Origin of the sequence: Aquimarina sp. Aq107 (genome assembly GCF_943733665.1) — a bacterium.
Classification (GTDB): Bacteria; Bacteroidota; Bacteroidia; order Flavobacteriales; family Flavobacteriaceae; genus Aquimarina.
Map to the genome: position 1 here is coordinate 1,508,143 of NZ_OX030782.1, position 12,107 is coordinate 1,520,249.

Genomic DNA, 12,107 nt, shown 5'->3' on the forward strand with positions numbered 1-12,107 from the left:
CTAGAACCAGTTTAAAATTGAAAGACTTTTTTTCTCCATTTCTTTACGATGTGTTTCTACTTGTTCTCTCCATTCTTCTCCTTCAATTTCTTTCATGAAGAGATCAATAGATTCACATTCTGCAGTATTTCTGTTTTTTTCGCAACTGTTATAATAATCCGCTGCGATATATGCCATACACGTAGATTTTATTAGTTCTGTTGGCAATGTTACTCCATATTGGTATGCCTCAGTAATAATAGTTGTATAGCGTTTCTTGTCTCTTTTTTTTATTACATTATATCCCAACCACCATGCTGTCAATGCTTGTGGACCAAAACCATATTCAATAGACATTTCTGCTTGTTTACAAAATAAATTTGCTGCTGTGTCTTTTTGTTTTTGTAATTGCTTACAACTTGCTTGATACCCATAATTTTGTACAATAATTGGCTTACAAGTATCATCACCTACTGATAATCCTTGTTTTGCTATAGCCATACCTTTTTGTAGTAATTCTTCTATAATTTGATATTCTTTGAAATTGAAAAGCATTCCAGCATATATCACATGAGCAGTGGCAAAGGCAGATTTACTTCCAGATTTCTGAGTAATCATTAATCCTTTTTTACCCCAATTCTGAAGTCGTGGGAGATTTTTTTTAGTTACACTTTTAGACATTTCGATCATGCATTGTCTAAATTGAACTTCTGGATCATTCGGATCTCCCGCAGCTGCTATTTTGTTAATAGCACCTTGTAAATCAATGGGCACAGCTAAAGATTTAGAAACATCCTGATGTGTTTTTATAAGTTGATCAAAATGTCTTTCTTCTACATAATCAAAAAACATAAGTCTTACTTTATCTGGCATCCCTAATTGTATAAGGTTGTCAATCCATTTGCTATAGTCCTTAGTGTCTTCTATAGAGTAAGGGTAAAGCGATAAAGTTAAATGTAGTTGAGGGTTAGGCATTGCTTTTTGAAAATTACTGAGCATCTCCAATAATAAAATATTACAATCAGTATTCTCATTTTCTAGTTTCGCTTCATAGTCCACAATATTCCAATTGAATTTTAAGTTCCTAACTTTTAGTTCTTGTTGTAATTTTTCGTCTTTTTTAAAAGTTTCAATCCAATCTTCTATTAATTTTCTGCTGTGAGTTTCTTTTGTTTTGAAAGCCGTAAGCAACACAATTGGAACATCGGGAAGTCCTCCATTTGGAGTAGATTCTAATCTTAGAAAACCCTCATATAATCTAGCTTGATCAGGTTTGATTAACCATCGCACCAATTGAATATGATTATACGGACTGACTTCATTAATCCATTTTTGTTGGATTGTAGTAATTAATTGCGCTATAGGATTATGCTCATTATTCATGATATATTACCCACAATTTAGATTTAACAAACCTCCTTTTACATTAGTCATTGCTGTACCATCAATATCCGTCATTCCTTTACTAGTAAGCTTTAGTTCTGCTTTTCCTTCTACCAAAGTACTAGGTGCTCCGACTTCGACCTTGGCTCCACTATTGATAGTAACTTTAGCACTACCATCATTAAGGATTTCTTTGGACTTAACATTTACATTATTTGTGCCGTCAATATTTACGGTCTCCGATGCATTAATATTAATTTCTTTAGAAGAAAAATTAATTTTTTCTGGAGCACTGATGTTTATTTCTTTTTTGGAAGTGTCTAAGATGATAGAATTCCCATTTTTGTCAGTAATAGTAATCGTTTCTTTTCCGTCTTCATCAGAGAAGGATAGTGTGTGACCACCTCGAGTTTTGATCGCTTTTATATCATTTTTTTCGGTTTTCCAATCCCCAGCATTACTACCTCCCGTAAAAAGAGCTCCCATTACATAAGGTCTTTCTGCATTACCTCCTTCAAAACCAACAATAACTTCTTCATCTTTTTCAGGTGTAAATTGAAAACCTTTACCACCTCCTGCGTGCGGAGTTAAAACACGAAGCCACGGAGTTTCTTCTCCAGTTGCTTTTTGCCAAGGAAACTGAACTTTTATTCGACTCATTCCTTCTGGATCAGCATTATCCATTACTGTAGCTACTTGTGATTCACTCTTTGGAAATGCCATCATATTAGTATTAGGATAGACATCTAAATCAGCAGTTACTCCTACAAAACGATTTTGATACTTTCCATTTTCTGTAGAATTGTGAGATACACTGATAATTCTAAAACTTCCATAATCAGAGTTTTCTCCTTTTATTTTTACAACTTGACCAAGATTAACACCAGGATTATCACTTACTCCGTGTATTTCTACTTGTCTTACTTCTGTTGCTTTCTTTTGTTGTTCTACGTGTTTGTCTAGTCGCTTTTTTAATTGAGGGTCATAGTATGAGTTTACGTAGATACTTGTTTCTTTGGCAAAGATTGCCTCGCTTTTTTGACTAGTAAAACCATTAAATCCATTGACACCAGAATTCACTTGGGCAGTAGCCATCTCGTGCTGCTCATCGGTTAGGTAATCATTCGTAAAGTATTTAAAATTATTAGGAATAGGATTGAGATTTAAAGAAAACTCTTGTAAATCATGGCCGTAATTTAGTTCTGTTGCTTCTTTATCTTCGGGTTTTCCGAATACTAGTTTACTACCATCATAAAAAAACCATTCACTATACTGGGCAGCTAATCTACTAGCATATTTGAAAGCGCTCTCATTATGCTGTACACTATAATGAAGACTTTCTGAGTTTTGAGGACTAATATTAGTGTCAAGTTTAGATTTATCATATCCTTGAAAAGTTTTATCCAATATTTCAGAAAGTCCAACATCACTATGAGAGTCATAATGCGGACCATCATCCGTAATAATGCTGCAAGAATGTGCTTTTATAGAAACTAGATCACCGCTTTGTTGATGAAATCCTTTTGTATTACTTACTGAGGTAACAATACCTTTAAACTCTAATTCTTTATATCCGTTTACAGTATCTAAAGAGGATACTTTTACTGTTAGAATTTCGCCAAGATAATTTTTGCTTTCCGAGGCAATTTCTCCTGCGATAGTTTCTAATACATCCATTCGACATAAAAGTTCTAACACATGATGTGCATCAATTTCTTGATGTAACATTAACCTTTTATAAGCTTTTATGGGAGATCCTCCGATAAAAATTTGTGTATTTGATTGCAGTGCCATGATTTTCCTTATTTCCAGTTTTATAAAATGCCCTAATAATAAAAATTCGTTATTCAGTCAACTATTAGTATACCATTTATAGTCATAGTTAACAGTTCGAACGATTTGGGGAAAGAATGTATGTTCGAATTGTGTGAAAACTATCAAAAATAGCATCTAACTATTCTATTATAAAAATACTTAAATTTTTAAAAACCTTATAGTTAGCAACGTTATATTTACGTTTTCTTACACAAAAATGGGTTGTTTTCCCCCTTTATTTTGCACGTTCTACACTATATACAATCTATAGTATAATTGTTACCCTTATATATTGGAAAATGTTTTGTAGATGTGTAATAGAAATTTGTAGAGAGTAGTGTGTTATTCTGTTTTGGACGGACTAGAGCCTCTAGGATTATTAGAATAAAATATTTTATTTATGTATTCTAATATGTATATTCTGATAGGATTTATTATAACTTCCGGAGCTTTCCCACATCGTGGCTATAGGAGTTGCTTTTACTACAAAAGAGAGATTAGAAGTCCAGAGAATTTCTGTGTTCTCCATATTTTGTCCCCAATAAACTATTTCTATTTGATGCTTTAACGTAATTTGGTCTTTATTATCTATCTTATAAATAAACAACTCAGAACGTTTATTGTATATATCAAAATAGAAACAAACTATTGTTTTTTTATCTGGTGAAATATGTGGGTAATCAGGGAACCTAGTTTTTATTTTTCCGTTATTTTGATCAACAAAAAAGAAATCTCCTTCTTCAAAATAACTGCCTGCTATTAAGTGGTAATTGAATGATTCTAAAAACCCAATATATTCGTAAGATTCCGTACTCTCTAGGTATTCTGTGTTATTTATGAATGTTTTTTTATTTCCATTAGTTAGTGGTAGTGTTATTTTATCTTTTTCTAGTATTACGTTATCATTTTTGGTGATAAAATTAGTAGGGATACTATTGGGTAGTTTTTCTAAAATAATTGAATATGTGTCATCTAAACAAACTCTTTCTCCGTTATTAAAAGGATCTTTATCATCCTCTGTGAGCATATTTGGACATAATTGAGTATTATATAGTTTTAATGCGGTATCATCAACAAGGTATCCATCAAAAACATATCTTCTTTTGTTATAACCAGATTCATAATTACATATTTCTACTATAGAGCCATTTATGATTTTTCCATTATCGTTTACAGATAGTTCTTTATTGGTATATTTTATAATATTTACTTTTTCTCCATACAGTAATTTGCCAATTTTGTTTCCGTTTTCATCTCTAATATTAAGCCCATTTAATGCTTGTACATATTTTACTGCTAATGGATCAAAATAATGAATACAGGTATCTGGGATGTCTCCATTGTAGTATTCTTTTTCACTTACAATTTCACCTGTATCTTTAAAAATAAAATTTATGTATTCTATCTGTTCTGGTTCGATATATAATGCATCCATTCTGTGAATACGGTGTCGGGTAATAGTACTTTCTGATAAAGTCCATCCTTCTGCGTTTTCATCCATTGCAAGTTGCTCTGAATCGATAAAGTTATATTCTAAATCGTAATTTACAAGGGTGGTATGAAGTTCTTCGCCCCAATAATAATAAAGGACCCAAGTAATATAGTTTTCGGATAATTTGAGGTTATAAAGTACTCCACAATCTACTTGTTTCCAATCTTCTGTGATTTTATCAAAATGAAGTGCTTTTTTTTGAATTAATGTAATGTGATTCGTCGGTGCGTTCTGATCTAATTTCGTTTTTTCTTCTAGTGGAACTTCTTTAGTAGAATAATCGTTTAAAAACTTATAATTAAACTTCTCTTGTCCAAAAGATAAGGTTACAGTAACGATAGAAATGAGCAAAATGAATATTTGAAGTCTTTTCATAAGATTAATAAACTCCTGTTGGATAATTGTTTTCGAATTGATATAATAGTTTTTCTCCTTGAATAGTACTTTCTTATTCGTTATGAAACATTAACATGGAAAGAAATAACGAAGCTCCACTAGTTTTTCGTTTCGAAATGTAAATATATAAAGATCATCAGATAAAGGGTGTGAGAACATGTTGATTGTAATTATTCCATTTTTTTCTTCACTCTTATTTTTTATAAAGGAAACAGGGAAATCTTCTTTAAAATTTAGCAGCGTATATTTTTTTGAAAAAATAACATTCTTATGTTTAATGGTATAATTAGAAGATTTTAAATCTATTTCTCTGAATGCATATTCAGTTTTTGATACTTCAATTTCACAATTTAGATAATTCCATATTTCATAGGAGTCTTCTATAACATAACCACAATCGTCTTGTTGTTTTCTTATGGAATCAGCTTTTTTTATTAGAGGTTTTAGGGCATCTAGTTTTCCTTCAAACGGATATTTGCTGTTTATATATAAAGTCTCGGATAAATATTCAACTTCAGGCTGTTGAAACAAAATAGTATCCACTTTGATTCGAGAATCAGTTGGTTTTGTATTTATATTGCTTACATAAACAGTGGAAAGTAATATGGCGAAAAATAATGTGATGTGTATTGTCTTCATCAACTTCTATATGTGAATTATTAACCATCGAAATCCTCACAATCAATTCCTCCAAACTTGGAAATAATAGTCTCATTCGCAAAGTATTTACTCATGCGAATATCTTGAGAAATGCTTCCTTTGAATTCTGTTTTATATAAATAGAGGTCTTTTATAAACTTTGTAAGAATTAGTTGAGTTAAGCTGTCATTTTCTAATTTAAGAATAAGTTTTTTCTCTTCGGATATACTATTTTTAATATCAATTACCATTTTTATTTTTGGATCATAATAATTACTAAGGGCTATTTGATTTTTACTTATTTCTATTACACAAAGGTCACTTGAATAACAAGCTCCTGTAAAGTCTACTGAATATTTTTTATATGGATCATTTTCTTTATCCTCTTGATTAGATTCCATACCGATAAGTCTTTGACCTATTAGTTCATTTATAGAAAAAGCATCTTGATCTGTGATAATAATTTTTTCTATATTTTCATTGGCTTGTTGAACAATCACCTGACTGTTTTGGACATTAGGCTGTGGATTGTTTTTACAGGAAAAGAATGATATTAGTAATAAGAGAATGACTTTCTTCATGGATTCTTGTTATTTCTGTTTTATTGATTAGATTGAAACAACTTTTGTCTAAGTTATCAAAAAATATACTTTTAGATAGGTAATGTTTTTAGAGAGGTTATTTATAATCTAATGTTAACGATGTGCCTTTGTTTTTATAGACAATATCAAGTACATTACTTTCTCCTAAAAATATGGAATAGACGAAATTATCCGTTTTAGTATGATACTTTATTTCTTTGATTTTATTAAATACCTGATATAGCGTTTCTAGTTTAAATTCATTATTGTTAACTTTTAGAACACGTCGATTTATTTTGGATGAGGTTTGAACCGTAATAGAAATAGAACTATCTTTATATTGTTGACCGACAACTATATTTTTAATGCTGAATTGTTCCTCATTCAATTCATATACCATAACCAAATCTTCATCATTTACTTGATCAAAAGAAAATTCGTTTGGAGGAGTATATAAGTATACATCACTTGCTGTTAACGATAAAGAAGTACCATATTGATGATCTTTATAGGTTTTTGGCAAATTATCCATATAGCTGGATGCTTTTAAAGAATCGACAAAGTGTTTTTGGGCTTTTATTTCACCTACTACATAAAGATTCATTTTTTTCAATGCATCGATATCATTTTCAATATCAAAAACATAATTGGTGTAATATTCATTTAATGAGCAATAACGAATACTCATTCCTTGTTGCTGCGGTTTACAACAGTTTACTAGAATAATTATTAATAGATATTTTAGAGTCTTTTTTTTCAATTAATAATAAGGATTATTTACCTTTCCAAAATTAAGATTATTATCTCAACCAAATTTGATTTTGATGTTTACTAAACAATACGTTTTTTCAATTCTATGTTTATTAATCTCTTTTTTTTCCAATAGTCAGGAAGTTACAAATAATTGGGTAGCTGGAAAGTGGAATATTGAAGAAGTGATCGTTCCGGATCAAAAATTTAATGATAAAAAAGAGAGAATATTTATTGCCGAATTAGGAAAAACAGTTTTACATTTTAAGGGGGATGGACATTTTTCTTTTATTTATAGTGGAGATGATAAGGAACTTATAAGAAACATTAAAGAACTAGAAAACGTTAGATGGAACGCTATTGAAGGAGAAAACGCGATCTTGTTAGAAAAAGAAACTCCTTTGGTTGTACTACCGGTCGAAATTGGAGAAAATATTATAATTGGTTTTTTTCAACCTATCAAGTTTCGAGTTTCTAAAATAAAAGATGAGCTCGTTAATTTTTTACCGAAACCAGCAATTGAACGAGAAAATGTTGAAGTCGAGCGAAATGTAGATTCGGTATTCAAGTTCGTTGAGGTTGACAAAAAAGGTTTGAAAGACTCAGTGATTTCTGAATATCCGGTTCTGGAAGGTTGTGAGAAAAAAAAAGGGGTTAGTTGTTTTAATAAAGTTATTAGAAATAGAATAGCAAGGGAATTAAATTTAAAAAAATATAAGTCCGTACAAGATTCCAAACGTATGAGGTTATCAGTATCATTTGTTATAGACATTGATAAGGGGATTAAGAATATTGAAACTACCTCTGAAGATGAAGCTTTATCTTATGATTTAAAATTGATTATGAATAATTTGGGAGTTATCGAACAAGCGAAGGATGATAGAGGGAAGCCAATGATCAGTTCTTATATCATTCCTTTAACATTATTAATACGATAGATTACTTAAAAGATTTAAAGTAACTATGATGAAATTTGCAATTACCATCCACCTATCTTTTCTCGTTCTTCTTGTTGTTTTTTAGTGGCTTCTGGAGTTTTGATAATGCTTGGATATTGAGGTTTTGGAAACCCTTCGGCTTTGCGCCGTTCATAATCTTGTTCCCGAAACTCATCAAAAGCATCACCAGGAGGTAATGGTCGATTTTTATCCATATACCAGGTAATCATTGCTAAATCTTCATAACAATTAGTGCCGCCAAATGAAAAAATATCAAAAGATCTTATTTTATTGGGCCTTACTACTTGCAGTATAAAAGCTCCAGTACCATCTTCATTACCAGTAGTATAATTAAATTCGACATCCTGAAATGTCATTGTTATATTTTTTTGCCAAAAAGTACCTGTAAAGGTAATTAGTCCATCTAATCTATTAAGTATATGTTCTTTTTTTGGCATCGTTAAATAATAAACAATGAAGAAAATTAGAGAAATTATTGATATAGAAAAAAGGCTAATGCCCATAATCCCTAAAGAACCTTTAAAGTACCAGACATAAGAGAATAATAATAATACGAAAATGCAAATTATACTTCCTACCAAAGGAATTGCGTTAGCACCCGTTTTTATTTGAACATATTCATTACTTAAATATAAATAGTTACCGTTTTTAGATACCCATTCTTTTTTAATACCTCTTGGCTTTACACCAATATTTTTGGTTAAGCCTTTATAATATTTTTTATTTAAATTGTTCGTTTGGTAAGCTGTGTGTGTGACTTGTCTTTTAAAACCTACCATGTTTCAGGGTTTTTGAGATCACCTAAAGAAGTAATGTTTACTGCTTTATTTTGTTTTAAACTACTAATATATAATCCCGCACTTAAACTTCTCACTCGTATTTTGGCTCCTAGAAAACGTTCTTCACCAGCTAGTGGATAAGGGAAATGTAAATGTTGACTTTTATCAAGGTGTAAACGCCCTGCAAAGATTACTTCAGATTGTAAACGAATTTTATCTTTATGTATATCAGGTACTGAAAATTCTACCTGTAGTGCATTATCTCTTTTTGGATCTTTTACCGTAATGGGTTTGTTCATGATCATCTTAATTGCTCCTCCATTTTTTACTCCTTTTGGGTAAAAATATGCATAAGCTTCTAATTGATCAGGGTCATTAAAAAACTGACTAAATACCATAGTCGCAGTAAAACGAGATGCTGTAGATACTGAACTACTTGTGCTCACTCCAAAGGAATCACGTCCACTGGTAAAGGTTTGTGTATCTGGATCTATAGGTTCAAAAGCAATTTGTTTACATATAATAGCGTCAAACAAACTGGCCTCAGCATCTGCTGGATGCATCAATGTTTCCGTATAATCGTCATCCACTAAATCTTCTTTGCTAGCCAGTACCTTACGACTGTATATCATTGGGGTGTCTTCTTCATCTTTAGGAAATGCTTCCGTATCGCTTAATACAAAGTTTTTGAAAAATGTTTCCAATTCACTATCACTTAATAACGTAGCAATAATAATTAATCCTACGCCAATACCCGCAGCGATCCATCCAACTGGGCCAGCAACCGAGGCAGAGGCAAAAATATATGGTGCCGCAGTTGATAATGCAAATGCAGCTCCAGCACCAGCCAGAGCGATTCCACTATCTACATCTCCTTTATCCATGGCTTCTATACTTTCCCAAAAACACATTCCAGCTGTAAATGCCCCTCCAACTACACTTGCTACTTTAGTTGAATTTTTTAAAATACTAGAAACTTCCTTACCTCCAAACTCCACAAATGCTTTTCTTAGATTTAATCCAGCTTCTCCCATTTTTATGCTGGCACCAGCAAAATTGGTAATATTTTTTTCATTTATTTCATCATTTAAATGGTCTTTTCGTACTTTATTAAACGCGGCTCCAAGATTGATAAATTCCAAAATTGCAAATACCCCATTAAACGCACGACCATTCACCATTTGAGCAATTTTTACATTTTTTGCATTGGATTTTATTTGATCAGCATCTATCTTCTTTCGTACGCGTAAACCTATTTTGTTTTGTGTGCCACCACTTTCCACACTTTCCAATATTTCAATACCTTCACTACCATGTATCGCCCTTAATACTTCGGTTTGCATTTTGGTATTCTTAAAACCAGGTTTTCGTTTGAGTAAATTCCCTTTTTTCCCCCCATAATTTTGTTTTCCTTTTACACGTACGTGATTAGATTGTTTGATATAATCATCATCAATTTCAACACCTAGCTCGTGTAGCCGCATTCTCATCTCTCCATCCTCGATATGAAACATTGCTTCATCATAAACAGTAAGGTTTTCGTTTAGTTTTTTAACTATGAATTCCTGTTTTTCCGTAATCTCTTTAAACATGGTTCGCCCTACTTGTTTCATTACGAAAGCCTGTTTTGCATGATGGCCTAATTTTTTCTTGTAAACCTTTGCAATTTTATGGCTAATACTTCTACCTTTATCAATTACTTTGTCCAAATTAATGGTAGGTGTAAGCAGTGCATATATAGGATCTAATTTTTCATATCCTGAAGTCTTACTTTTTGCATTAGTATTAGAAAACTCTTCTTCATAGTCTTTATCTATCATTCGATACACCCAATCGATCCATTCATCAGAATTTTTATAGTGCTTTTTTAATAACATATGCCTGTCGAAATCATATGTGTTAATAGTAATAGCATCAATAATTTCTAACACTAATCCACGTCCTTCTATGGTTCGTTCTACTAGGTTATCTATATAATCATCTAGAACCGTTTTAAACTCCTTTGTGTCAAGGTAGGTAGCAAAATCTTTTTTATATTCAAAGACTTCTTCTCTTAATGCTTTTCTTTCTTTGATCCCAAGAATTCCTTCTAGTTTTTGATAATCTAGACCATAGCCAATTGTACTTGTATTAGGTAATGTATGTGTGGTATGTTTACCATAAAATGTTTTGGTTTTGGGACGAGGATCTAAAGAGTGTCGATCACTAAAATTCCATCCTGGTGACCCGCCATCATAATCTAGTATAGCATCATTATCATTGTAAACCATCAAATAACAGGTGAGAGCCAATGATATCAAAGATTGATATTCTTTTTCCGGTTTAGGTCCTTCAAGATTTCCATCTAATATTCTATCATAAGCTTGTTTTAAAGTTTCACCAGTTTGTATGGCATCAACTAAGGCTTTAAAATCAAGTATTTTATCTGATAAAAAGTTACTGATTTCTGCTGCAGAACTTATAGGATCCTCAAGGGTTATAAACATATCTGTTTGTAAGTCAGGTTCCTGATGATTTGGGTTTTCTGTTCGGTTTTTTTCTCTTTTTTCTTCCTGTCGTTGTATGGTATCTATTTTTTGCTGGATCGCTCTACATAGATTTTTTCTGTCTGCAGGAAAATAGGTTGTTATGTAGGAATAAGGTGCATGCTCAGTTGTACTTTGTATGAGTCCCAGAGGAAAACCGCTGGCTTGTATTTGGGTCATACGCTCTTTACGCTTATTAGTATCACCTGCTAAAGAATCATAATATGCTTTGGTCCATTGGATAGGAGAGTACGCTGCCCAAACGATGGATTCAAATTCTGCTTCATAAAATCCATTCGTATTGCTTTTTCCATCGGTAGTACGAACATCTGGAAAACCGTCGCCTCCTTTTTCCCAAGAGATAGATTTGAAATTACCGTATTCATCAACTTCAAACTCTATAGGTTCATCTGGTTTATTTTCATCTATGATATAGATATATCCAGGATTTAGACCTGTATGTACGGTACTAAAATTCTCTAATTTAGGATCGGTAATAATAACTTCTTCTAGAATAACATTTCCATTTTCATCTTTTTGAGACTTCCCATCCTTGGTTTTCATTTTAGCCTTTATATGGCTCTGTTTTGGATTGTCTTCGAGTATACCCGATCGCAAAAAGTGAAGCTTTATAGTTGGTTCTTCTTTACATTCTAGCACTAATGTTTGATTACTAAAATCAAAAGATCTTCCTTCTGCTTCTATTTGTAATGTTAATTTTCTAGTTCTGTCACCCATAATAATAGAAATTTACTCGATCACGAGATTACATATTCTGAGACTTTTATTGAAATCAAAAATGTTTTCAA

The 12,107-nt window shown here is 31.8% G+C and carries 9 protein-coding genes; 1 reads left to right on the forward strand and 8 read right to left on the reverse strand.

Annotation, left to right across the window (positions count from 1 at the left end; translation table 11 throughout):
- The 6 genes from NMK29_RS06090 to NMK29_RS06115 form a co-directional block, all read right to left on the reverse strand.
- On the reverse strand, positions 1-1,362 hold the full coding sequence (locus NMK29_RS06090; protein ID WP_108803041.1) for a hypothetical protein: 1,362 nt from the start codon (positions 1,360-1,362) through the stop codon (positions 1-3).
- Positions 1,363-1,368: 6 nt separating this feature from the next.
- Positions 1,369-3,156, reverse strand: a complete 1,788-nt coding sequence (locus NMK29_RS06095; RefSeq protein WP_108803042.1) for a type VI secretion system Vgr family protein — start codon at positions 3,154-3,156, stop codon at positions 1,369-1,371.
- 415 nt (positions 3,157-3,571) lie between these two features.
- The gene (locus NMK29_RS06100; protein WP_108803043.1) at positions 3,572-5,044 is read right to left on the reverse strand and encodes an SH3 domain-containing protein; all 1,473 of its coding nucleotides are present in this window, start codon (positions 5,042-5,044) and stop codon (positions 3,572-3,574) included.
- 90 nt (positions 5,045-5,134) lie between these two features.
- Positions 5,135-5,704, reverse strand: coding sequence for a hypothetical protein (locus NMK29_RS06105; RefSeq protein ID WP_108803044.1), 570 nt, complete (start codon positions 5,702-5,704; stop codon positions 5,135-5,137).
- Between the two features lie 20 nt (positions 5,705-5,724).
- Positions 5,725-6,285, reverse strand: coding sequence for a hypothetical protein (locus NMK29_RS06110; protein ID WP_108803045.1), 561 nt, complete (start codon positions 6,283-6,285; stop codon positions 5,725-5,727).
- Positions 6,286-6,382: 97 nt separating this feature from the next.
- Positions 6,383-6,973, reverse strand: a complete 591-nt coding sequence (locus NMK29_RS06115) for a hypothetical protein (protein ID WP_108803046.1) — start codon at positions 6,971-6,973, stop codon at positions 6,383-6,385.
- A gap of 136 nt (positions 6,974-7,109) precedes the next feature.
- On the opposite strand from NMK29_RS06115, the gene NMK29_RS06120 reads away from it, so the two are divergent.
- Positions 7,110-7,973, forward strand: coding sequence for a hypothetical protein (locus tag NMK29_RS06120; RefSeq protein ID WP_108803047.1), 864 nt, complete (start codon positions 7,110-7,112; stop codon positions 7,971-7,973).
- 41 nt (positions 7,974-8,014) lie between these two features.
- Here NMK29_RS06120 and NMK29_RS06125 read toward each other — a convergent pair whose 3' ends face one another.
- Both NMK29_RS06125 and NMK29_RS06130 read right to left on the reverse strand, forming a co-directional pair.
- Entirely contained in the window at positions 8,015-8,773 is a 759-nt protein-coding gene (locus tag NMK29_RS06125; protein ID WP_108803048.1) for a hypothetical protein, read from the reverse strand.
- Entirely contained in the window at positions 8,767-12,036 is a 3,270-nt protein-coding gene (locus tag NMK29_RS06130; RefSeq protein ID WP_108803049.1) for a toxin VasX, read from the reverse strand. The genes NMK29_RS06125 and NMK29_RS06130 overlap by 7 nt, the downstream gene beginning before the upstream one ends.
- Positions 12,037-12,107 lie beyond the last annotated feature (71 nt).